Source organism: Phyllobacterium trifolii, from assembly GCF_014192095.1.
In the GTDB taxonomy this organism is placed as follows: Bacteria; Pseudomonadota; Alphaproteobacteria; order Rhizobiales; family Rhizobiaceae; genus Phyllobacterium; species Phyllobacterium trifolii.
The window spans coordinates 288199-310624 of the sequence record NZ_JACHXN010000001.1; the positions used below are offsets into that span (position 1 = coordinate 288199).

Sequence of the window (22426 nt, forward strand, 5' to 3'; positions counted from 1 at the left end):
TTTTTGCTTTCCGGCAGTTTTGTTTAACGTTAGAGGATGGCCGGAAAAGATAAACTGGATAGCGCAATGCCTGTAAGGCTGAAGAAACTCATCGGAACATTTCTGCTCGTGGCGCTCGTCTGCGTCTATGCAATCGTCGCAACGATCTTTGCCGTTGCGCTGCTTGGCAATTCCGGTCCGTGGGTTCACTTGCTCTATTTCTTCGGGACAGGATTCCTTTGGGTCGTACCGGCGATGTTCATCATCAGCTGGATGGAAAAGGCGCCGAAGAAGAATTCACCCTGATACTCGCTCGACAAGATGCGCGCGTGAGGGTGCCGGATCAAACCGATCGGCGAAATATTGCGTTTCGTTTGCCACAAGTCCTTCGTGGAATTCCATGATGCTCACCACATAAGACGGTACGCCGTCGTAAGTAAGCATATATTCAGTCACCCAGAGATCGCCGCCACCGATAATTCGCCGAACCGTAAAACGTTTTTTGTTTGGCTGGACGAACCGACTCTCTTGGATGTTGTTTCGCCCGCGAATCCGTTCGCCCGATTGAGGATAATAGAGCACGGCATCCTCGCGGTAGATTTCATGTTCGACCTTGAAATCGCTCGCGTCCGAAGCATCCCAATGGCGCTGCAGCGCCATTCGCACGGTTCGATCATCCATCTCAATCTCCCAACTACGCTGATTGAGGATACGCCTGTGGGGAGGCCCCGACAATGTGCCTAAAACCTGCTCTAGGCCTGGACCACTCGCCTTCCCGCATTGGCGATCGGCGTCGTCACGCCGCTCATCATCGTCCTGGCGTAGACCAGTTTCTGGAAGCGGCCGTTGATGGAGATGCGTGGCAGCGCCCACATATTGGCCCGATGTTCAGCGTGGATGGTGCCGTGCCGTGTCGTGACGGCGGAGACAAAACCTTCTGCGGCGGCTATCTCTGCTTCGCGTCGACCTGCAGCTTTCGAAGAGCCGTAGGGATAGGCGAAATGAGCCGGCCGCTTGCCGAGTTCTGCTTCCAGCATATCGGCGGACAGGCGCATTTCCTGCGCGACCATATCCGGAGTCAATTTCTTAAGGTTGTAGTGATGAACGGTATGCGCGCCGATCGTGCATAGCGGATCACTGGCGATCTGGCGCATTTCCTTCCAGTTCATGACGTCCTGATCGGCGGACGCGCCGCAGATCATTCCCTCCTGCGCACACATTTCACGAAGGACCGGCAACTGTTCCAACTCGGTCAGCGTGAACGAAAAATAGCGCATCAAGGAATGAAAAGTTGCGCGTTTTTGAAATAGAGTCCGGCAACGCCATTCCGGCCCGCCGGGGATCCTTATCGAATCTGCCTTGGCAATGAGTTTTTCGGCGATCTCCCACCAAAGTACCGCAGCACCCTCGATCAGGCCAGGAGCAGCATATATCGTGAACGGCGCATTGTGCTTCTGGAAAACCGGATAAGCGTGATTGAGGTTGTCGTTATAGCCATCGTCGAGCGTGATGGCGACAAAGCGCCGTTTGCCCGGTAGTCCAGCTTTGACGCGTTCAGCCATCTCGTCCATGGAGACGATTTCCGTGCCTTCGGATTTCAGCGACACGATGATTTGATCGAGAAAGACGGGCGTGATCGCCAGTGACCGGGTGACGCCGAGCGGACTGATACAATCCGGACGTACCCGGTGCAGCATGATGATGGAACCAAGCCCGCCAAAGCGGTCGCGTGTGCTTGAGGCAAAGCCGCTATGCCAAGCCAGTCTCATCACGGCTTTTCGTATCAAGTCAGCCGCGTGGACCATTCCTTCACCAATTCGCGTTATTTGAGATATCCGAGAGGTTGTGTTCATCAACTCTTGCGACTTAAACGTTTATATATGGTTGATCAACAAAACCTCGCCGCCTTTCGCATCTCCTCCAATGGAACGCAAGAATGTCCATCACTTCACGACAAGCAAAAATAATTGCACCGCTTGAAGCCAAAGCATTGTGGAATGAACTGGGCGAAGATTTTCTTGCCGGTCCAGCACAAACCGCCAACTGGTTTTCATTCTGGCAGTCGTGCGTCAATGCAGACTGTCTTGTGGCGGCGCTCTTTGAAGCGGAAAGGCCCGTTTTCCTTTTGCCGTTGGAGATTGTGAAAAGAGGTCCCGTCCAGATTGCCGCGTTTCCCGGCGGACCGCACGCTAATTGCAATTTTCCTGCACTGGCGACTGACGCGCGCATTACGGCAGCCGATCTCACCACTCTATTCAAAACATTGCGCAAAGCCCGGCCGGATATCGATGTTGTCTCGCTTGTACGACAGTTGGGCGAGCTTGACGGCAAAGCCAATCCGTTGATGCAGCTGCAACGTCGCGAGAATGCCAATGTCAGCCTGGGTATTACGTTGGATCGCGATTTTGAAATCGTGGTTGGCCGACACAATGCCAAACGCAAGAAGAAGAAACATCGTCAGAACACGCGACGGTTCGAGGATGCAGGCGGATATCGCATCGTGACGGCAACGACTCTCGTCGAGACCAACGCGATGCTCAACAATTATTTCGAGTGCAAGTCAGCGCGGCTCGCCAAGGCTGGTATCAAGAACACCTATGAACCCGCGGGAACCATGGAATTCTTCCAGCAGCTGTTCGCCCACGAAGTTCAATCGGCAATGCCAGGCTTTCAACTCAAAGCACTTGAAGTGGGTGGGCAGTATCGCGCGGTTCTCGGCAAGTCCTATGGGAGAAAACAAACGTTTATCGATTTCATCGGCATCACAGAGGATGAACTGGTCAGCGCCAGCCCCGGTGAGTTCCTGTTTTTCGAAGACATTCAGGACAGTTGCAAGACAGACCTTGCCGTTTACAGTTTTGGCATTGGCGACGAACCGTATAAACGCAGCTGGTCCGATATCGAAGTGCCGAGCTACGACACCGATGTCAGCCTTACGGCGAAGGGGCGAATGTTCGCAGGATATCTCGATGCGCGCGGCAAGCTGGTGCGCCGCATCAAGAAAAACGAAACCGTCTGGGCCGCGGTGAAAAAGGCCCGTTCGCGTCTCTTCGGTAAACGTTAGGCCGAACGTACAATCCGGCCGGAATCCAGGCGCAGATGCTCTTTTTCGAAGGGTGTCAGCAATTCGGGCTCAAGCAGCTTCGCGTCGTAAACAGCCTTGGCCGTAGCGGCTACGTCAGGATCGTCAGGGTCGACAACGCCGAGAATGAGTTCCGTTCCGTCGGCCAGCAAATGCTTCAGCTCGACAACAGTCGCCGGACCGGCATCGACAACGACAAGATCATAGGCCGACTGCAAGGCATTGAGGATCATCGGCAAACGGCCGACGGACTGCATGGCTTTCGCCGGGTCGTGATTGCCGAGCGGGATGATCTCGGCTTGCGAATAGTGATCCGGATGGATGACATCGCTGAAATGCTTTTCCGAAACCAGAAGATTGGTGATGCCCGGAAGGTTCTTGTCGTCCAGCATGGAACGGCCGATTTCGCCCGACCCCGTCATGTCGACGAGGATGACCCGCACGCCCCGGTCCGCAAGTTCGCGCACGAGCAGGATGGTCAATGCCGAGGCTTCATCGCCTTCCGGCGAAACCACCACGGCGCGGGCTGCGCCGCTCGCCATCAAACGCGTCGCGACATTGGCAATGCCCGAATGACCGGTGGGAATTGCCGGCGCTTCCGCTGGAGCCTCCACGGCCGATGTGTCCAATTCCGCCTGCTGCTCTTTCGCTTCGGAGACCGCCGGCTCTTCAGGCATTTCATGGATATCAGCGGCAAGGGGCGCGACCGGCTCTGCCATGGGCTGAGCGGCTTCGACGACAGGCCGAGCCGGTTCAGGGATATCGCGAACGGCCACCGGGGCTGTTATTGCTTCCGCAACGACTGGCTGCGTATTGGCCGCGGGGCGAAGCGCCTGCCCGCTGAACAGAGCCCGCAGCAAAGTGATGATGCTGAGGAGCAGCAGCGATGCAACGAATGCCGCAATCGTCATCGGGATCTTCTTCGGGAAGTACGGCTCGATCGGTCTGTCGGCGCGGGAGAAGATACGCGCATCCGCTGGCAGATAGCCGCGATCCGTGCGGGACGACGCTTCGCGATACCGGGTCAGGTATGATTCGAGCAATTGCCGTTGGGCGGTGGCTTCACGCTCCAGCGCGCGCAACTCTACCTCTTCTTCGCCCGCTTTCGAAGATTGCTTCTTCAACTCATTGAGCGAGCTCGTCAATTGGCTTTCACGCAAACGTGCGGTTTCCGCTTCGGCTTCGAGGCTGCCAAGCACCTTGCGCGCCTCGAGGCGGATCTGATTGTTAAGATCGGCGAGCTGCGAACGCAGTGCCCGGATGCGAGGATGGCCACTGAGCAGGGATGCCGAAAGATCGGCGATATCGTTGTTGAGCTGTACCTGACGCTCGCGCAGGCGCTGGATCAGGGGTGACGCCATGACAGCGGGCAGCGTTTCGACAGGTGCACCCTTGGCCAGCGCAGCACGGACACTCTGGGCGCTTGCCTCGCTTGCCGCCCTGTTTGCCCGTACGCGCGACAGTTCCGTGGAAAGCTCGGAAAGCTGCTGGGTGGCGAGAACAGCATTGTTCTGGCCGATCAGAAGGTCCGAGGAGCCACGATAAGCCGCTACCTTCGCCTCGGCATCCTTGACGCGCTGGCTGAGGTCGGCGATCTCCGGCTGCAACCAGCCAGCTGCATCGGTGTTTGCCCGGGACTTCGCAGATTGCTGCGTGGCGACGTATTCGTCCGCGATGGCGTTGGCGACCGATGCGGCAAGCGCCGGATCCTTGGAGGAGAACTGAATGACGATGACGCGCGAAGCCGCGACATTATAAACGAGCAAACGATCGCGTACGGACTGGAGAATATAGTCGTCACGCGTCTCTTCATCCGGATTGTTGCCGATACCAACAGCGCCAAACAGACGCGACAGCGCCGAGGGTTCAGCGCCAGCGGAAAGTTCGGGGTTTTTCGCGAGGTCGAGCTTGACGATAACGCGTTTCAGCAGATCGGACGAACCTATGAGTTCGACCTGGCTCTTGATACCCTCCTGATCCAGCACCGGACGATCGTCCGCCTGCTGGTTTGCCGGACGGGTGAAAACCGATTCACCCGTTTCGATGAGGATGCGGGTCTCGGCGCGATATTTTGGCGAGACCAAAGACATGAGTAGGAATGCCAGCGCCGTCAAAAGCAGCGAGCCGACGAGTATTCGCAGCTTGTTGCGCCACAAACTGGCAAACAACGCGCCTATATCAATGTCCACATCGTTTCCGACAGAGCTCGCGGGCATTCCAGAACACTCCAATACGAATGGTATAATGGTAAAGACGCATGGTAACCAGCGAGTTAAGAAGTTGTGGTATTCAACCACAGCGTGCAGTTACCTGCCTGGCGCTGCTAAACTTTACCAGCCATTAACCCTAATGAACTGATAATCCCGCACAGAATCGAGAAAACTTCTCCGCAACGTTTGTTAGGGTTCGTGACGTGTTCAGCAAGCAGATCTTTCTGGTGGCCATCGGCGTTGTTTCCATGACGCTGGGCGGATGCGCCAGTTACCGCCCGGCCCCGGCAGCGTTCAACGAAGCCATCAACAAGCCTTACATGCTGGACGCGGGCGACCGCATCCGGCTGACTGTGTTTGAGCAGGAAGGCATTACCAACACCTATAGCGTCGACCAGGCTGGATATATCTCCGTCCCGCTGATCGGCAGCGTCCCTGCGCGCGGCAAGACCATCCAGCAGATCGAAAAGGAAGTCGCCGCCAAGCTGCGCAAAGGTTATCTGCGCGATCCGGACGTCGCGGTCGAGATCGATCGCTACCGCCCCGTCTTCATCATGGGTGAAGTCGGTGCGGCCGGGCAATACTCCTACGTTCCGGGCATGACGGCGCAGAAAGCCATTGCCGCGGCCGGCGGCTTTACCCCGCGCGCACAACAGAACGACGTCGATATCACGCGGCAGTTCAACGGCGAAAGCCTGACCGGCCGCGTTACCATTTCCGATCAGGTGCTGCCCGGCGACACAATCTACGTGCGCGAGCGGTTTTTCTGATCACGGGAATGGCCGAAAAACCATCCCTTCGCATCGTTCACTGTTTTCGCGCGCCTGTGGGCGGAATATTTCGCCACGTGCGCGATCTCATCGAAGCGCAAGTGAAAGCCGGTCACAAGGTCGGCGTGATCTGTGACGCATCGACGGGCGGTGACTTCGAAGAAGCGTTGCTGGCAGGGCTGCGCGACAGACTTGAGCTCGGTCTCAAACGCATTGCCATGCAGCGCCAGATCGGTCCGGGCGATGCAATGGCGGCGCTGCGGACATACAGGATCATCAAGAAATTGCAGCCGGATGTCCTGCATGGGCATGGCGCCAAAGGCGGCACCTATGCGCGGCTCTTCGGCTCGTGGCTGCGGGTATCCGGTTCGCGCGTTGCCCGGTTTTACTCTCCGCACGGCGGCAGTTTGCACTACGATCCTAACAGCCTGCAGGGCCGTGTGATTTTCCGGGTCGAACGCGCGATGGAGAAGATGACCGACAGGATCATCTTCGTTTCCGCATTCGAACAGAACGTTTATACGAAGAAAGTCGGTGAGCCGCGGTGCGGCTTCGCGCTGATTTATAACGGCTTGGCAGACAGTGAATTCGAACCGATCGTGACATTGCACGACGCCGCCGATTTCCTTTTCATCGGCGAGATGCGCGTATTGAAGGGACCCGATATCTTCATCGCCGCCCTTGCGAAAGCGAACAGCCAAAGCGGCCAGAACCTGACAGCAGTCATGGTTGGCGACGGTAAGGATCGAACTCGCCTCGTCAAACAAGCCGGTGCAGATATCCGTTTTCTCATGCCGATGAAGGCGCATGAAGCATTCAGGCTGGCCAAAGTGGTCGTGATCCCTTCCCGCGCCGAGGCCCTGCCCTATATCGTGATCGAGGCTCTCGCCGCAGGGATGCCGGTTATTGCCAGTCGCGTCGGTGGCATTCCGGAAATTCTCGGCGATGATTCCCCTGCCCTGGTGCAGCCGGATGCCAATGATCTCGCGATCAAAATGACCTATGTCATCGGCGATATCAGAGCCTATAAGCAGATGCTTCCAAGTATCGGAACCCTCAAGCAAAAGTTCGGTATCGAGGCAATGGCTACGCGGCTGGAAGCCGAGTACTTCGCAGCATTAAAGCTTTAGATTCCTCAAGCCTTTCTTAGCGCATATGTGGTATTGACAGGCAATTCGGGCTTTCAGGTGAATCATGACAGACAGAAAAGCGGAATCAAAGCTTTCGCGCGAGGTTGTTCGCAACCTTACGCCCGACACGCCGCGCACTTCCAGCAAGAAGCCGGTGCTGAGCCCGGTCGCCTATCAGATCGCCTCGCAATATGCCAAGGACACCAATTCTCCGGTGATGATCAGCGGCATCATGCGGATCATCGAATTCCTGATCATCGTGCTGGCGGGCATTGCTGTCTTCATCATTTATGTCGGCCCGTCGGCTTACACGTTCCTGCACTATTCGCTTGCGATCCTCGCCACGGCAGTGGTCACGGTCATGCTCCTTGAGCTCACCGACAGTTACCAACTCGCCGTCATGCGCGACCCCTTCAGCAAGTTCGGAAAACTCATCCTCGTCTGGTCCGGCGCCTTCGCGATGATGTCGCTGGCGGCGTTTTTCCTCAAGACCTCGGAAGACTATTCGCGAGTGTGGTTTGGCACCTGGTACGGGTCTGGACTGATCCTTTTCCTGATGTTCCGCATAGTCATGTCGCGCCTGATCCGGCGTTGGGCCCGCAATGGCAAGATGGAACGGCGCGCGGTTATCGTTGGCGGCGGCAAGCCGGCGGAAGACCTTATCCGGTCGATCGAACAACAGCCCTATAACGACATTCGCATTTGCGGCGTTTTTGACGATCGCGATGCCAAGCGGTCACCGCCGATCGTCGCCGGTTATCCAAAACTCGGTAATATTTCCGAATTGATCGAGTTCGCGCGCATCGCCCAAATCGATATGCTGATCGTTTCCCTGCCGATCACCGCGGAAGCACGGGTACTGTCGCTCCTGAAGAAGCTGTGGGTTCTGCCCGTCGATATCCGCCTGTCGGCGCACAACAACCATCTGCAATTCCGCCCGCGCGCCTATTCCTATATCGGCTCCGTCGCCATGATCGACTTGTTCGACAAGCCGATCAACGACTGGGATTCCGTGGCCAAACGCGCCTTCGATATTTTCTTCAGCCTGTTCGGCTTGATCGTCTTCAGTCCGGTGATCCTCGCGACTGTCATTGCTATCAAACTTGAGAGCAAGGGACCGGTGATATTCAAGCAGCTCCGGCATGGCTTCAACAACGAGATCATCGAAGTCTGGAAGTTCCGCTCGATGTTCACCGAGATGTGCGACCCGACAGCGCGCAATGCAGTGGTCAAGAACGACCCGCGCGTGACCCGCGTCGGCCGCTTTATTCGCAAGACCTCGATCGACGAACTGCCGCAGTTCTTCAACTCGTTGATGGGAACGCTGTCACTCGTCGGGCCGCGGCCGCACGCGATCGCGGCGCATACCCGCAATCTCCTTTATAACGAGGTTGTCGACGGCTATTTCGCACGGCACAGGGTCAAGCCGGGCGTGACCGGTTGGGCGCAAATCAATGGCTGGCGCGGTGAAGTCGACACGGACGACAAGATCAAGATGCGCACGGAATTCGATCTTTACTACATCGAGAACTGGTCGTTGTGGTTCGATCTGAAAATCCTGTTCCTCACTCCCTTGCGACTTCTCAACACGGACAATGCCTATTGAGCGCGGCAAGTGATCAGAACCGGCAGGCCAGCGTCGATCACGCCGCAAAAAACCGCGCTCTGATCAAGTTGATTTCGACTTTTGCCGTGGGCTTCGGGGTTTTCCTCAGCGGCTTCGTCATCGATGAACCAGCGCCATACGAGCTCTACATGGCTGGCCTTATCGCCGTCTGGGCCCTGTTCGGCCTGAGATTGTCACGCACGGTCGCCGCCCTCCTCGCCATTCTGGTGGTCTTCAATCTCGGCGGCCTTGTCTCCCTCGCGCAGATGCCCGACCTCAAAGCGGCGCCAATGTACATCGCCGTTTCGCTTTTTCTCGGCTTTACGGCGGTTTTCTTCGCAGCGATCATCGATGCCGACCATCGCGTCCTGCGGGTCATCTTCAAGGCCTATATTCTCGCTGCGATCGGTACATCGCTGCTCGGTATCCTTGGCTATTTCGATGCCTTTCCCGGAGCAGAACTGTTCACGCGCTATGGCCGCGCAATGGGTGCTTTCCAGGACCCGAATGTTTTCGGACCGTTCCTCATGCTGCCACTTGCCTGGCTGGTGCATGGCGTCCTTGTGGGCAACCTTCGAGCGCTGCCGTTGCGCCTGATCCCGATCCTCATCCTGACGCTTGGTATCTTCCTGTCTTTCTCGCGTGCAGCCTGGGGAATGGCCGCACTGATCATTGCCGGCCTGGCCCTGCTTTTGTTCATCAGAAACCCCAATCCGCTGTTCCGGACGAGGATTATCCTGCTTGCAGGCCTTGCTGTCGTGTTTGTTCTGCTGGCTGTTGTCGTCGCGCTGCAGATCCCGAGCGTTGCCGACCTTTTCACCGCGAGAGCGCAGCTGGTGCAGGATTATGACGATGCGCAATTCGGACGCTTTGCCCGCCACTGGTACGGCCTGCTCATGTCAATCGATCATCCGCTCGGGATAGGCCCGCTGGAGTTTGGACCGATCTTCGGCGAAGATACGCACAATATCTGGCTGAAAGCGGCGCTGGACTATGGCTGGATCGGATTTATCAGCTATCTGACCCTTACCATGTTGACGCTGGGCCTCGGACTGCGCATCCTGTTTCGCGAGCGCCCCTGGCAACCCTTTCTGCTCTGCGCCTATCTTGTTTATATAGCGCATGTAGCCATCGGCAATGTCATCGACACCGACCATTGGCGGCATTTCTGGCTGCTCATCGGCATCATCTGGGGATGTGCCGCATTGGAGGTCCGCCACCAAAGAAATGGTCGTTTGCCAGTTCCTGATAGAAGAACGAATTGACCAGCAAATGATGCGTTTTAAAAACAACAAGAACAACTATTCGGACGCTGATGCCGAACTTATGCAGCGCGCCCTGGACTTGGCCGTCCGGCAGTTGAATGACCAAGACATATCAGACGACGAAATCAACACGCTGGCACGTTTTGTGCGCGCTGCCTTCATCATTGGCAATCGGGATGTGGAGTCCATGGCGAAGTTTGCGGTGAAGGCGGTTCTCATACGACGCAAGAGCCGCGCGAAGCGCTAGGGCCAGGACCAGATTAACAGGTTCTGACCCTAGGGTCGTGATCTCAATTCTCCTGCAGCTTAGCTGCTTCGGCAGCCTTTTTGCGGGCTATCGCGTCATTTGTGGCTGCCGCGGCGACATTTGCCGTATGATCCTCATTACCGGCAACCTGTACCGTTGGTGACGCAAAGCCGATGCCATTGGCTCCGAACGCTTCCCTGATCATGGCATAGGCGCGGCGGCGGATCGTGGACTGATGCCCCGGTTTTGTCATCATGGCGAAGCTCAGGTTGATACCGTAGTCGCCGAAAGCCTCGACGCCCTTCATCTTGACCGTCTCGATGATCTGCGGGCCGAATTCCGGATCCTGCAGCAGTTCGGCACCGACGGCTTTCACCAGCTTTTTGACCTTGGCGATATCCGTGTCGTAGCTGACCGAAATAAGGAATTTGTCGATGACCCAGTCACGGCTCATGTTCTGCACGGCACCTAACGTGCCGAACGGCACGGTGAAGATCGGGCCGCGATGGTGCCGCAATTTGACGGAGCGGATGCTGAAGGATTCGACTGTGCCCTTGTAGCTGCCGCTCTGGATATATTCTCCCACCCGAAACGCGTCGTCGGTCATGTAGAAGATGCCGCTGATGATGTCCCTGACGAGAGCCTGCGAGCCGAAGCCGATGGCGACGCCGAAAATGCCGGCGCCCGCGATCAACGGGCCGATTGCCACGCCGAGACCGGACAGAACCATCATCACGGCAACCGCAGCGATGAGCACAGCAAGAAAATTGCGCAGAATCGGCAGCAAGGTCATAAGCCGCCCGCTGCGGGCCAGCGCAGCTTCATCGCCGCCTTCGATGCGAGCTCGTTCGATACGCACGTTGATAAGACCTTTGAGCATATGCCAGATCAGATCTGCGGCGAGCAATATCACCACGCCGCCCAACACGCCGCGAATCATGCGGCTCGCGGCCTCGTCCTCCATCAATCCGATTGTGCGAAAACGAATGACAGCGCCGAGCCAGGCGACTGCAAGTATGATGATGATCACCCTTGCTCCCCGCTCAAGGAGGACTTCGAAGACCGGGCTCCTGGCTTTTGGCGCATCATCAGGGCCGGCGAAGAACGACTTTACGATTGTGCTGGTTGTCTTCAAAATCGGAGGCAGGATTATGACATAGATGCCGACCCAAAAAGCCAGGCTCATGCCGGCAACCCATAACAACCAAAGTACACATAGATAGAGTGTGAGCAGCCACTCCTTGGCGCGGTAGGCCCGGGATGCAACGGGGGCTTCCGGGCGTTTCCAGACGGTTTCCAGCGCCACCACCAAAAGGCCAAGGCCGAGTGTGTAAACAATCAGGCTCCTGACGTTGGGGCTGAAATTCAGCGCGGTCATCCATCCCGCCACCGCCCAACCTGTGAAGAAGATGCCCGTGAACCAGGCAACACGGCGATACCAGAACGCGGCCTGCACATCGTCCATTGGAATGAGACGCGCCACGATCACGCCGCCGTCTGCTTGCCTGCGGTCGGTTGCAAGCACAATGACGGCCAATCGCATGATCACGCGCCAGGCAATCAGGGCGACAAGCATGGGCAGGACAAGCATGGCCAGGAGTGGCGGCCACGTAAAGGCGAGGAAGGCACCGATACTGGCCAAAGCAAAGACGACCAGCGGTGCCATAGCGGCGAAAATCGATCGGCCGATCACATGATGCCGTTTGGGCGTATCTGCCTCGGTTGCGGCGGGCACCGCCATTTTCCGACTTGCCCGGGCGAGAATACGCCGAAAGACAAATTCGGCCCCGAAGCCGAGTGCAGCAAACGCAGCAAAGAGCAGCAGGATCGCCCCCGGACGTCGACCGTTGATTTCGGTCATGATCGTGGAGCGTGCCCCAGCAAATTCGCCGGGAACTGCCGGAATGGCCTGTGCGATGCCGCGCAAGTGCGCCCGAATGGCGTTCGACCATTGCATGAAGTCGCTTGCCGATGGCGCCACGGAATCCTCTTCCACCGCCGCAGGCGGAGCACCCTTGGCGGCGATCCATGCTTTGATTTCGGGGTCATCCAGAAGCTTCAAAAGCTCTTCGACTTTTTTGGGTGGCGGCTGGGTAGCCGCAGTCTGCGCCTGCGAAACTCCGGCAAGGCTCAGGAAAACAACGCAACTCAATGCAAGCAGGATGCGCATTTTGGCGGTCATGGCTTGAAACACGGCAGTACTCATGCGTTTGCCCCCGGACAGACGTTTTGGTATATTATGAACGCAATATAATGACCTGTCTCACGAATAGTACAGCATTGCGTGCATCGGAATAACGTTGCCGGCTCTATTTACCAGTTCCGCCAAAATAAATGGTGCCATGGCCGTCCCGCCCTATTGCTGCCAACCGTACAGGTTTACATATAAGCTCTGCCAACACGAGGAACGGTCATGACCCGGATCGAATACAGGTTGCATGCATTTGATCTCGCGAGCCCCTTCGGCTTCGCAGACGGCAATATGTTCGGTCACCTTTTGCGGGAAAAACTCGGAAAGCTCGCCCCGGACAAGCGGGCCGTTCTGATCGAATGCGTCAAAAGATTTTTGCTCCCCGCGCTGCCGCGGCGGATAAAGACTGTTCTGGTCGGCACGCACAATCCCATCCGCATTCCTGACGGCGAGACGATCGACGATATCGAGGATTTCACGGTCGGCATCAGGGAAGATCAGGTGCTGGAAGTGGCCGCGGAACTCGCTTCGAAACACGATTGATCCAAAAACACCAAACCGGATGCGCGGTTGAGGGCATTTCGGATTTTACGCAATTCCGGCCGCGAAACCGGTTCCCACTTTTGCTAGAATTGCTCTCGTCTGCTCCCGGAGCAGGCGTATAGCCGATATTGCGGCTATATTGGTCGGAGTGGCCGGATTCGAACCGACGACCCCTTGACCCCCAGTCAAGTGCGCTACCGGGCTGCGCTACACTCCGAACCGGGAAAAGCCCTAGATTACCGGGCTTTCTTTAGCAATACCCCAAATCACAGAAAAAGAACAAACTGCACACAAATGCACCTCGGAGAACGATCGGCTCGGAAAGTCCCACGGATGTTCCCTCGACGTTCCGCAATTGGCGTGCAAAGTTGCAAGATCAACTAGTGAGAATGGTACGATGCAGGCAGGGGTAGTGCAAAATGACGTTCGAACCACCACACATCAATAAGCTTTCGCGTACGAATTGGACGAAGGAATTTCTCTGTTTTTTATTCGTTGTCATAGTACTCGCACTCGGTTTTGAGCCTGGGTTTCAGTTAATTCGCGAGTTGATGGTTGGCGAGCGTTTTTCGGCATGGGCAACCCTTGCAGCGGCCGCGATCGGGTTTACTGCAGTTGCCTTTCAAACACGAAGAGGTTTTGAACACCTGATTGAAAAAAAACCAAGCTGAACTGGACCGTGAGGCGCGCGCCGATCAAGCAGAAATCGCGAGACGCTATATCGTCGATCAGCGCCGCGAAAAGCGGAAAATGCTGGCATCAGCCTTGGGTGGGGAGCTTTCAGCAATATCGTGGAGCGTTTCCAATTGCTTGGGTCCCATCAAGGAGGCAAAGCAGATGTTCGAAGCCATTGGTAACGCAAAGATCGGCCAGAATTTTGATACAACAGTAACGATGCCGAAGATTGATCCCATTGTTTACAAAGCCAACATCAGTGATCTTGGAGTACTTGGGCCATCCACCGCCGCCGACGTTGTTCATATTTACCAGCTGATTCTGGCTTCTCGGACGCCTGTTGAGAACGCATTGCTAACCGGCGCTCATCTCGCGAAAATGTTTGAACTACAGCATAGTGTTTTGGAGAAATGGATAGACAGTACCCAACACGTCCAGCAGAGGTTGCTGAGCGTTTTGAACAGCGAGATCGAAGATCCGGGACCTTTATACTTTGTAATGCATGCGGATGCTATTGCGGCCATGACCAGCGATCTTGCCCCCTTGGCTCGACGCAAAAAAGGCGAATAAAAGACAACCTGCCCCGTTTTCGCCCATAGTGATTATCCCCTGCCGGTCGGAAGTCCAGATGAAATATGCTATGGTTTGCTTGGAGGAACGGAGGGACAGAACGTTGCCCAATCACGAGGAGAAGATTGCGTCCTACAAAACGCTGATTGAGTTGCACTATAGTAATGTCGAGAAAGCACAATGGAGACTGTTTGAATTGCGAACCGGATCGATAGCGACTGCCGGGGATGAAGTCGCTTTCAGCAGGTCATTAATTGCAGATGAAATGTCCGAAATCCGCAAGCTGGAGATGCTTCTGAAGCGGCTTGAACACCCCAAGGAAAACGACACGACAGTGTTATGGCGTATGTTGCGTCTAGGGGGCAGTTTCGGCTGGAGCCGTAGAATAAACTGAATCGCTAGGCCTCATCTGGGGTGAGAAGAAGGAGGAGAGCAAGACAACGAGCCCCCACGCGGCTGTCTCTTCTCCTCTCTCTCCCCCAACTGGCCGCTTTAGCGGAGGAAACATTTGTCCCAAGACCGGGGTGCTAACAGCGGTCAGCGGGGTCAAGTTACACCCGATTTGGCGTGCCGTATAAATGGCTTTATGGCCAACCACCGAAAGGGGTACTCGCGAAAATTCGGGCAATCGCCGGGAGAGCTATTCAAAAAAATGGCCGAAGCGCCAAAGCAGTGCTTCACAGGGGACTGTGGAAATGCTTCGTCGGCTCCGGCCTATTGCTGCCAATGGGCATTGGGGTAGTTGAGTTCAGGCAGCAGCGGTAGTGTCGCCCACCCTCGCCCATGGGTCCAATCACACTTCCCCACCGCTCGAAACAAAGAGGGAGAAGAGAAGGCACATCGCCCCCAATCCTCCCCCAGATGGCGGGTTGTATAGTTTGGCATGCCATCACAACCAGCGCGGGCAATTTACACGAGTTTACGGGATTTCCACTTTATTTTTAACTTGTTATGCGGTGAGACTATTGGCCTTGACCCTCGCCCACATGCCCCTCGGACGCATCGATCCCTATATACGTTGGATATACGTCTCCTAGACCACGGTGTGATTACGTCTCCATTGAGAATGGAGATAATGAACCACATCACAAACGGAACAGGCAGGAGGAGACGACCATGAACATGGACAGTACCTCATACCCCGGCAGATCGAAACGAATGGCCGGCGGTATGGAGCCGATCATGGACGTATATGAAGCAGTCACAAGCCGACGGGCGGTGCGCGGATTCACCGACGAGCCTGTGTCGAGGGAGGTGCTTGAGCGCGTGCTGTCTGCCGCAGCTTGGGCGCCGTCCGGATCGAACATCCAGCCGTGGAACACCTACGTGATGACCGGCGCGCCGCTGGCCGAACTCAAGACGACCGCCGTCGAGCGCGTGGCCCACGGCGACCCCTGGGACAAGCGGCAGTACAAGATGTACCCGTCCGAGCTGAAGTCTCCGTACGCGGAGCGCCGATCCGCCTTCGGCAAGGAGCGCTACAGCGCGCTCGGCATTGCGCGCGAAGACTGGGAGGCGCGCCAGCGGGCAGCAATCGCCAACTGGAACTGTTTCGGTGCGCCCGCCGCCCTGTTCTGCTACATCGACTGTGACCTGGGCCGGCCCCAATGGGCCGACGTCGGGATGTATCTGCAGAGCATCATGCTGCTGCTCCGCGCCGAAGGACTGCACAGTTGCACGCAAATGGCGTGGTCGCAGGTTCGCGAAACGGTCGCGGAGGCCTTGTCGCCCCCGGACGGGCTCATCCTCTTCTGCGGCATGTCGATCGGATACGAGGACCCCGCAGTAAGTTCTCCCCGTACGGGCCGCGCCCCGCTCACCGAGACGGTCACTTTCGTCGGCGATTAGTTACTGGACAAGAGACCCTTCTATGATTCTTGCGTATGATACGTCCTTTATCATGCGAGATATTGGAGAACGCCATGACCACGCATAAAGTAGGCTATTTCATCGGCAGTCTCGCCAAGGGCTCGATCAATCGCAAGCTCGCCAAGGCGTTGGTGCGGTTCGCCCCGCCGGAACTTGAAATGTCGGAGATATCCTTCAAGGACCTGCCGCTCTACAGCTACGACTATGACGCCGACTACCCTCCGGCTGGCAAGGCATTCAAGGCGGCGATCGCGGCCGTCGACGCCGTGCTGTTCGTCACGCCCGAATACAATCGATCGATACCCGGCGGGCTGAAAAACGCAATCGACTGGGCGAGCCGCCCCTACGGCACCAACTCGTTCACACGCAAGCCGTCAGCGGTGATCGGCACGTCGCCGGGCGCGATAGGCACAGCAATCGCCCAGCAGAATTTGCGCAGCGTGCTTAGTTTCTGCAACTCTCCCCAGATGAATGCCCCGGAAGCCTATATCCAGTTTACACCGGGGCTGATCACCGATGACGGCGAGGTCACGAACGACAAAACCGCCGATTTCCTTCGCACTTTCATGCAGGACTTTCATGTCTTCATCGCAAGGGTTCGCTCGGTGCTGCCGAAAGATGCCTAGAGCTGGCCTACGCACCATCCTGGAAGTGCACTTGCTCCTGGATCTGATTCAACCGGCCGGTCAGTCGGGATCGGACACTCTCTCGAATAGTTCCACAGGATTGCCGCGATATGTCGTGGCTTTGAACATCTTGAAGTCCAGGCGTGCGGCGACGCTTTTCGAGGTATCGTTCCACATATCGATCATGCAAACTGTCCGGGTTGAAATTTTCCTGGAGTCGAACCAGACAAATACGGCTTGCATCGCCTCGGTTGCTATACCCCGGCCGTGGCGGGAATATTCCACCCTCCACATGGCCTCTGGAAAACCATCGTAGGGAACGCCGTGACCTCGATGAAAGTGCGCCAGACCCACCTCGCCGATCACAACGCCAGATATGCGGTCGACAATGGCAAAAGGGCCGAACTCAAACGTCGCCCAGTGTCCGATCCAACGTAGCAACCGATACCAGATATCTTCCTCGCTCAGTTGGGGGTGGCCGGGAGAACCGTCCGTCATCGGCTTGTTCACCCACACGGTCTTGTAGCTTTCAAAATCACCGATGACGAGCGGACGCAGGAGCAGACGGTCTGTTTCAATCATGGTTTTGCTTGCTACGTGATGGGTTTCGCAATTGAGTTTAATATCTGCATTCGAAGGTAGCGCCAAATTCTAAACGCGCATGCTCAATCTTTTGATCCGTGAATTAACAGTTACGTACTTGTTCTTTCCTCGCGGCGAGACTTCTCTTGATAAGACGGCATTTGAACGCCGCAGCATTTGCGACTTAAATCAACCGGGGGATCAAGTTCGTGACAAACATTACACGCCGAGGCTTTGCTTGCGGGATTGCTCTGATTCCGGCTTTACGCTTCACATCGGCGCTGGCCCAGTCCAGCGTCCCCCCCGAGGAGGCGCGCGCCATCGCCAAGGAAGCCTACATATACGGTTTCCCCATGGTGGACGACTACCGCATCGAGCACGCCTATTTCGTCGATACCAAAAGTCCAGAATACAAGGGGCCTTGGAACCATTTGGTCAACATTGCGCGAGTATACACGCCAGCCGATACGGCCATCCAGTCACCCAACTCCGATACGCCATACTCCTTCATCGGCTTGGACCTGCGTGCCGAACCCATGGTGCTCACCGTGCCGCCCATCGAGAAGCACCGATATTTCAGCATCCAGTTCATCGACGCATACACATTCAATTTCGCTTATATTGGTAGCCGTGCGACCGGCAATGATGGCGGTAGTTTCCTCGTCGCCGGGCCCGGCTGGAAGGGCGAGACACCAAAGGGCATCAAGGAGGTCATCCGCTCCGAGACGGAGCTTCTGCTTGCCGCCTATCGCACGCAGCTTTTCAATCCGGACGACATCGACAGCGTCAAGAAAATACAAGGCGAATACAGGGCCGAGCCGCTATCCAAATTCCTCGGCCAGCCCGCACCAGCGGCAGCGCCCGCCATCGATTTCATCAAGCCGCTATCCCCTGCCGATGAGAAGACCTCGCCCGAGTTCTTCAACATCCTGAACTTTGTCCTGCAATTCTGCCCGACCGATCCGTCCGAAACCGGACTCATGGCACGCTTCGCGAGGATTGGTGTCGGCGCGGGGAAGACGATCGACGTCAGCTCGCCCGAAATGAAGACGGCCATTGAACAGGGCATGGCCGACGCTTGGGTCGATCTTGAAGCTCTGAGCAAGCAGATTGATGCGGGCAAGATAACCTTCGGAGAACTGTTCGGCACGCGGGAATATTTGAAGAACAATTACCTCTACCGCATGGGGGCCGCCGTGCTCGGCATCTACGGCAATTCGAAGCAGGAAGCGATGTACCCGGTCTATGCGGTCGATACCGAGGGGAAGAAGCTCGACGGCGCGAGTAAGTACACCGTGCATTTCGAAGCGGACAGGCTGCCACCGGTCAATGCCTTCTGGTCACTTACGATGTATGAACTGCCACAGAGCCTGCTTGTCGCCAATCCGATCAATCGCTACTTGCTCAATTCGCCGATGCTGCCTCAATTTGTCAAGGACACCGATGGCGGGCTGACATTCTACATCCAGAACGAAAGTCCGGGCAAAGACAAGGAGCCGAACTGGCTGCCTGCGCCCAAAGGCCCATTCGTTATAGCAATGCGTCTCTACTGGCCCAAGCCGGAAGCGCTCGATGGTAGTTGGAAGCACCCGCCGATGAAGCAGACCACGTAGCAGTGGTACATCGCGCTTGATCACGGTGCATCTGTGCCTGCCCCAGCCATTAAGTAACAATTCCGCAACACCTTTCCCCAAAGATGAATGCTCGGCTCGATTGTATTCGAAAACTAAACCTTTCGACTTATAGTAGAGCTTTGACTCGCACGACTAATGACCGTTTTATGCATTTTCTAAAAGCCAGGTGCGGCAGAGGGGGATCCTTGACAGCTGCGTCCGAAGAAAAGGTGGGATAGGTATCGGCATGACTCTACGCAAAGCTCTTCGCGCATCGACTGCGCTGACCGTAGTCTCGATTCTCGGCATGGCTGCCACGGTCTCCCTCTCGATTTTCGACGAAGCAAATGCGCAGACGTGGAATGGGGCGGGGCCGGACTATGGTATCGGGACAAACTGGACGCCGAACGATGTACCGGACGCTGCCGGAGAGACCGCCACGTTTGATGACACTGGGTCAGCTCAATCAACGGTAAATCTTGGGGGAGTCACTTACTCGGTGGGCAGCTGGAACGTCAGCGGCATCACGACCTACTCAATGGAAAACGGCACCGTAAACTTTGTCACTCCTGGTGGAGGCTTGACGAACACGTCGTCGGGCGGCCTGGGAATATCAGCAAATATTACTGGTGTTGGCGGCGTAACGCAGGATGGCCCCGCTACGCTCTTTCTCCTGGGCAACAATACCTATAGCGGCGGCACGACCGTGTTGTCTGGCATAGTTGAAGCAAGGGGAACTGGCAGGCTTGGCACCGGTCCTGTGGTCGTCGGTGATCCCGGCGGTGGTGTTTCTGCGGAGCTGCAGTTGACCAATGGGTTCAATGCAGAATCACTGTCTATTACCAACAACACCACAGGAAACACAGTTTTCAATGGTGGGAACGCTGGCAGTGCCATCATCAGAAACAGTCAGGGCGGCGGTACTACCTTCATGAACAACAGCACCGCGGGTAATGCCACGATTACCAACGATGTTAGCATCGGCCAGCCAAGTGTCACGTTGTTCAGCGATACCAGCACGGCCGGGAATGCCACGTTTTTGCTGCCCGGCGGTGATGTCCGGTTTCAGGATAACAGCACGGCGGGGGATGCTAGGCTAAGCGGAACTGCAACAATTATATTCCAGCAGAATGCGACCGGCGGCAATGCTCAGATCAGTCTCAATTCCTTTACCGGGTTGATTCAATTTCTGGATAGCAGTACGGCGGGCGCGGCCACGATTTTGAATGATACTGGCAGCCAAATTCGGTTTGACGGCGCAGGGACGTCTGCCGGGACAGCCACCATCACCAATCGCGGCTCCTCTACAACACCGGCCGTCCAGAATTCGACAACGATATTCGACACCACCAGCACGGCGGGCAGCGCATCAATCATTAATGAGAGTGATGGCCGAACACAGTTCCTCGCGAGTAGTAACGCCGGAAGCGCCACGATCACCAACAATGCCGGGGGCGGCACGTTCTTCGAAGGCACCAGCACCGGCAACAGCGCACAGCTCATTACGGTCGGCACCGGTTTCGTAGACTTCTCGCGAAGCGCTTCTGCCGCGAATACTGCCGGCTCCATCGCGGGCAGCGGTGAATTGCGGCTCGGTTCCATTGATTTCACGGTCGGCTCAAACAATCTGTCGACCACATATTCCGGTGTGATCCAGGACGGGGGCGACAACGGTGGCACCGGCGCATCGCTGACCAAGACCGGTACGGGAACCCTGACGCTTTCCGGTATCAATACTTACACTGGCGGCACGACCGTCAATCAGGGAACGCTTTCCGTCAACGGCACCATCGGTGCCGTCAATGTTTTGAGCGGTGGGACGCTCGGCGGTATCGGTACGGTCGGCAGTACGGTTGTGGCCTCCGGTGCTACAATTGCTCCGGGCAACTCGATCGGTACGCTGAATGTCGCCGGAGACATAACTCTTGCTGCCGGCTCGATCTATAGTGTTGAACTCGCCGGCTCGGGCGCATCCGATCTGATCGCAGCTTCCGGCGTTGCGACCCTGCAGGGTGGTTCGGTCGCAGTCACGGCACTTGACCCGCAGACGAGCTACCAGACTGGACAGGTCTACAGGATCTTGACGGCACAGGGCGGCGTCAGCGGAGCATTCGATCCGAATGTGCTGAGCAACTCAGCATTTTTGAGCGCGACGATTCTCAACTCCGCCAATGCAGTGGATTTAACCATTGCGGTCCAGCAGACACCACCGAACCAGGGGCCTTTCGCGTCGGTCGCGCAAACCCGCAACCAGCTGGCGACGGCTGGCGCCCTTGATACGCTGGTTCAGAGCGGCAGCTCGCTGGCACTCTACAACAGCCTTCTCGTGCTCGATGCCGCCACGGCACGCGGAGCATTTGATTCATTGTCGGGCGAGATTTACGCTTCGACGAAGACAGCTTTGATCGAGGACAGCCGTTTCATCCGCGACGCTGCGATCAACAGGGTTCGCAGTTCCTTTGGCGGCGTGGCTACCCCTGCTCTGCCGGTCATGGCCTATGGCGAAGGCGGCCCAGAACTTGCTCCCGCAACAACCGACAAATTCGGCGTATGGGGTACAGGCTTCGGCAATTGGGGTTCGACCGACAGCGATGGCAATGCCGCGTCGCTCGACCGTACGACCGGCGGCTTTGTCATTGGAGCCGACGCACTCGTCTGGGAAAACTGGCGGCTTGGTATGCTTGCCGGATATAGCCGCACATCGTTCGATGTCGATGATCGCTCCTCGTCGGGGGATAGCGACAATTATCACCTCGGCGTCTATGGCGGCACGCAGTGGGGCAATCTCGGCTTCCGTGCCGGTGCAGCCTATACGTGGAGCAATATCGATACGCATCGCTCGGTGGAGTTCCCGGGCTTTTCCGAGGACCTGAACGCCGACTACGACGCCGGAACAGCCCAGGTCTTCGGTGAACTTGGCTACCGTATCGATACCAGCCGCGTCGCGTTCGAACCTTTCGCCAACCTCGCCTATGTTAACTTCCGGAGCGACTCCTTCTCCGAATCCGGTGGCGCAGCGGCACTATCCGCATCGAGCGAAACGACCGACACGACTTTCACCACGTTGGGTCTGCGGGCGTCCACCGATTTCACGATGGGAAGCATGTCGGCGACGGCACGCGGCATGCTGGGCTGGCGGCATGCATTTGACGATGTAACGCCGCAATCCCGCCTCGCCTTCACTGGAAGCGACGCCTTCACGATATCGGGCGTGCCAATCGACCAGGACGCCTTTGCAGTCGAGGCCGGACTTGATGTCAAGCTCACGCATAGCGCGACGCTTGGTCTGTCCTATAATGGTCAGTTCGGCAGCAAAGCACTGGACAATGGCTTTAAGGCCGACCTTTCGTTCAAGTTCTAAGAGCCTGAACGAAAATTCGCCATGAAGGGCTGCAAATGGCGTTTTTGCACCCCTAACGAATTTGCGTCGGGGCTTTAAGACGTTTGGCTCCGGCCTCTGAGGAAATA

Annotated in this window: 20 protein-coding genes and 1 tRNA gene; 15 read left to right on the plus strand and 6 right to left on the minus strand. The window is 56.7% G+C overall.

What is annotated here, in order from left to right:
• The first annotated feature begins 66 nt into the window (after window positions 1-66).
• Entirely contained in the window at window positions 67-285 is a 219-nt protein-coding gene (locus tag FHS21_RS01470; protein ID WP_112530862.1) for a DUF2842 domain-containing protein, read from the plus strand.
• Here the strand turns inward: FHS21_RS01470 and FHS21_RS01475 are convergent.
• Window positions 277-660, minus strand: a complete 384-nt coding sequence (locus tag FHS21_RS01475; protein ID WP_183660803.1) for a nuclear transport factor 2 family protein — start codon at window positions 658-660, stop codon at window positions 277-279. The two genes, FHS21_RS01470 and FHS21_RS01475, sit on opposite strands and share 9 nt — an antisense overlap.
• A gap of 71 nt (window positions 661-731) precedes the next feature.
• On the minus strand, window positions 732-1748 hold the full coding sequence (locus FHS21_RS01480; RefSeq protein WP_183660805.1) for a polysaccharide deacetylase family protein: 1017 nt from the start codon (window positions 1746-1748) through the stop codon (window positions 732-734).
• A gap of 167 nt (window positions 1749-1915) precedes the next feature.
• Here FHS21_RS01480 and FHS21_RS01485 point away from each other — a divergent pair, with 167 nt between their 5' ends.
• Window positions 1916-3043 carry a GNAT family N-acetyltransferase gene (locus tag FHS21_RS01485; protein ID WP_183660807.1) on the plus strand — a complete coding sequence of 376 codons (1128 nt, stop codon included), beginning with the start codon at window positions 1916-1918 and terminating at the stop codon, window positions 3041-3043.
• On the opposite strand, the gene FHS21_RS01490 is transcribed toward FHS21_RS01485, so the two are convergent.
• Window positions 3040-5277: a GumC family protein gene (locus tag FHS21_RS01490; protein WP_183660809.1), complete on the minus strand. Its 2238-nt coding sequence runs from the start codon at window positions 5275-5277 to the stop codon at window positions 3040-3042. The two genes, FHS21_RS01485 and FHS21_RS01490, sit on opposite strands and share 4 nt — an antisense overlap.
• 242 nt (window positions 5278-5519) lie before the next feature.
• Between FHS21_RS01490 and FHS21_RS01495 the strand changes: the two genes are divergently transcribed.
• The 5 genes from FHS21_RS01495 (at window position 5520) to FHS21_RS01515 (ending at window position 10289) form a co-directional block, all read left to right on the plus strand.
• Complete coding sequence (locus tag FHS21_RS01495; RefSeq protein WP_162701976.1) at window positions 5520-6041, plus strand: polysaccharide biosynthesis/export family protein; 522 nt, start codon at window positions 5520-5522, stop codon at window positions 6039-6041.
• Window positions 6042-6049: 8 nt separating this feature from the next.
• On the plus strand, window positions 6050-7171 hold the full coding sequence (locus FHS21_RS01500; RefSeq protein WP_112530856.1) for a glycosyltransferase family 4 protein: 1122 nt from the start codon (window positions 6050-6052) through the stop codon (window positions 7169-7171).
• 64 nt (window positions 7172-7235) lie between these two features.
• Window positions 7236-8777, plus strand: a complete 1542-nt coding sequence (locus FHS21_RS01505; protein WP_112530855.1) for an undecaprenyl-phosphate glucose phosphotransferase — start codon at window positions 7236-7238, stop codon at window positions 8775-8777.
• The gene (locus tag FHS21_RS01510; RefSeq protein ID WP_112551328.1) at window positions 8774-10042 is read left to right on the plus strand and encodes an O-antigen ligase family protein; all 1269 of its coding nucleotides are present in this window, start codon (window positions 8774-8776) and stop codon (window positions 10040-10042) included. The genes FHS21_RS01505 and FHS21_RS01510 overlap by 4 nt, the downstream gene beginning before the upstream one ends.
• 7 nt (window positions 10043-10049) lie before the next feature.
• On the plus strand, window positions 10050-10289 hold the full coding sequence (locus FHS21_RS01515) for a hypothetical protein (protein ID WP_112530853.1): 240 nt from the start codon (window positions 10050-10052) through the stop codon (window positions 10287-10289).
• A 43-nt stretch (window positions 10290-10332) separates the two neighbouring features.
• On the opposite strand, the gene FHS21_RS01520 is transcribed toward FHS21_RS01515, so the two are convergent.
• Entirely contained in the window at window positions 10333-12495 is a 2163-nt protein-coding gene (locus tag FHS21_RS01520) for a mechanosensitive ion channel family protein (protein WP_246410718.1), read from the minus strand.
• Between the two features lie 207 nt (window positions 12496-12702).
• Here FHS21_RS01520 and FHS21_RS01525 point away from each other — a divergent pair, with 207 nt between their 5' ends.
• Window positions 12703-13023: a hypothetical protein gene (locus tag FHS21_RS01525; RefSeq protein ID WP_112530852.1), complete on the plus strand. Its 321-nt coding sequence runs from the start codon at window positions 12703-12705 to the stop codon at window positions 13021-13023.
• A 140-nt stretch (window positions 13024-13163) separates the two neighbouring features.
• On the opposite strand, the gene FHS21_RS01530 is transcribed toward FHS21_RS01525, so the two are convergent.
• A tRNA-Pro gene (locus FHS21_RS01530) sits at window positions 13164-13240 on the minus strand.
• A 202-nt stretch (window positions 13241-13442) separates the two neighbouring features.
• On the opposite strand from FHS21_RS01530, the gene FHS21_RS01535 reads away from it, so the two are divergent.
• The 5 genes from FHS21_RS01535 (at window position 13443) to FHS21_RS01555 (ending at window position 16763) form a co-directional block, all read left to right on the plus strand.
• Window positions 13443-13694, plus strand: coding sequence for a hypothetical protein (locus FHS21_RS01535; RefSeq protein ID WP_183660811.1), 252 nt, complete (start codon window positions 13443-13445; stop codon window positions 13692-13694).
• The gene (locus tag FHS21_RS01540) at window positions 13675-14268 is read left to right on the plus strand and encodes a hypothetical protein (protein ID WP_183660813.1); all 594 of its coding nucleotides are present in this window, start codon (window positions 13675-13677) and stop codon (window positions 14266-14268) included. Before FHS21_RS01535 ends, FHS21_RS01540 begins: the two co-directional genes overlap by 20 nt.
• Before the next feature lie 58 nt (window positions 14269-14326).
• Entirely contained in the window at window positions 14327-14662 is a 336-nt protein-coding gene (locus FHS21_RS01545) for a hypothetical protein (protein WP_183660815.1), read from the plus strand.
• Window positions 14663-15450: 788 nt separating this feature from the next.
• Window positions 15451-16116, plus strand: coding sequence for a nitroreductase (locus FHS21_RS01550; RefSeq protein ID WP_183660931.1), 666 nt, complete (start codon window positions 15451-15453; stop codon window positions 16114-16116).
• Between the two features lie 74 nt (window positions 16117-16190).
• Entirely contained in the window at window positions 16191-16763 is a 573-nt protein-coding gene (locus FHS21_RS01555) for an NADPH-dependent FMN reductase (protein WP_183660817.1), read from the plus strand.
• A 60-nt stretch (window positions 16764-16823) separates the two neighbouring features.
• Here the strand turns inward: FHS21_RS01555 and FHS21_RS01560 are convergent, their stop codons facing one another.
• Window positions 16824-17345, minus strand: a complete 522-nt coding sequence (locus FHS21_RS01560; protein ID WP_183660819.1) for a GNAT family N-acetyltransferase — start codon at window positions 17343-17345, stop codon at window positions 16824-16826.
• Between the two features lie 251 nt (window positions 17346-17596).
• Here FHS21_RS01560 and FHS21_RS01565 point away from each other — a divergent pair, with 251 nt between their 5' ends.
• Complete coding sequence (locus FHS21_RS01565; RefSeq protein ID WP_210283308.1) at window positions 17597-18958, plus strand: DUF1254 domain-containing protein; 1362 nt, start codon at window positions 17597-17599, stop codon at window positions 18956-18958.
• 247 nt (window positions 18959-19205) lie between these two features.
• On the plus strand, window positions 19206-22319 hold the full coding sequence (locus tag FHS21_RS01570) for an autotransporter outer membrane beta-barrel domain-containing protein (RefSeq protein ID WP_183660827.1): 3114 nt from the start codon (window positions 19206-19208) through the stop codon (window positions 22317-22319).
• Window positions 22320-22426 lie beyond the last annotated feature (107 nt).

What these genes read in the sequence shown, in the direction of transcription:
- FHS21_RS01470 (WP_112530862.1), top strand. Translation starts at nt 67, where the DNA reads ATGCCTGTAAGGCTGAAGAAACTCATCGGAACATTTCTGCTCGTGGCG.
- FHS21_RS01475 (WP_183660803.1), bottom strand. Translation starts at nt 660, where the DNA reads ATGGATGATCGAACCGTGCGAATGGCGCTGCAGCGCCATTGGGATGCT.
- FHS21_RS01480 (WP_183660805.1), bottom strand. Translation starts at nt 1,748, where the DNA reads ATGAGACTGGCTTGGCATAGCGGCTTTGCCTCAAGCACACGCGACCGC.
- FHS21_RS01485 (WP_183660807.1), top strand. Translation starts at nt 1,916, where the DNA reads ATGTCCATCACTTCACGACAAGCAAAAATAATTGCACCGCTTGAAGCC.
- FHS21_RS01490 (WP_183660809.1), bottom strand. Translation starts at nt 5,277, where the DNA reads ATGCCCGCGAGCTCTGTCGGAAACGATGTGGACATTGATATAGGCGCG.
- FHS21_RS01495 (WP_162701976.1), top strand. Translation starts at nt 5,520, where the DNA reads ATGACGCTGGGCGGATGCGCCAGTTACCGCCCGGCCCCGGCAGCGTTC.
- FHS21_RS01500 (WP_112530856.1), top strand. Translation starts at nt 6,050, where the DNA reads ATGGCCGAAAAACCATCCCTTCGCATCGTTCACTGTTTTCGCGCGCCT.
- FHS21_RS01505 (WP_112530855.1), top strand. Translation starts at nt 7,236, where the DNA reads ATGACAGACAGAAAAGCGGAATCAAAGCTTTCGCGCGAGGTTGTTCGC.
- FHS21_RS01515 (WP_112530853.1), top strand. Translation starts at nt 10,050, where the DNA reads ATGATGCGTTTTAAAAACAACAAGAACAACTATTCGGACGCTGATGCC.
- FHS21_RS01520 (WP_246410718.1), bottom strand. Translation starts at nt 12,495, where the DNA reads ATGAGTACTGCCGTGTTTCAAGCCATGACCGCCAAAATGCGCATCCTG.
- FHS21_RS01525 (WP_112530852.1), top strand. Translation starts at nt 12,703, where the DNA reads ATGACCCGGATCGAATACAGGTTGCATGCATTTGATCTCGCGAGCCCC.
- FHS21_RS01535 (WP_183660811.1), top strand. Translation starts at nt 13,443, where the DNA reads ATGACGTTCGAACCACCACACATCAATAAGCTTTCGCGTACGAATTGG.
- FHS21_RS01545 (WP_183660815.1), top strand. Translation starts at nt 14,327, where the DNA reads ATGAAATATGCTATGGTTTGCTTGGAGGAACGGAGGGACAGAACGTTG.
- FHS21_RS01550 (WP_183660931.1), top strand. Translation starts at nt 15,451, where the DNA reads ATGGACGTATATGAAGCAGTCACAAGCCGACGGGCGGTGCGCGGATTC.
- FHS21_RS01555 (WP_183660817.1), top strand. Translation starts at nt 16,191, where the DNA reads ATGACCACGCATAAAGTAGGCTATTTCATCGGCAGTCTCGCCAAGGGC.
- FHS21_RS01560 (WP_183660819.1), bottom strand. Translation starts at nt 17,345, where the DNA reads ATGATTGAAACAGACCGTCTGCTCCTGCGTCCGCTCGTCATCGGTGAT.
- FHS21_RS01570 (WP_183660827.1), top strand. Translation starts at nt 19,206, where the DNA reads ATGACTCTACGCAAAGCTCTTCGCGCATCGACTGCGCTGACCGTAGTC.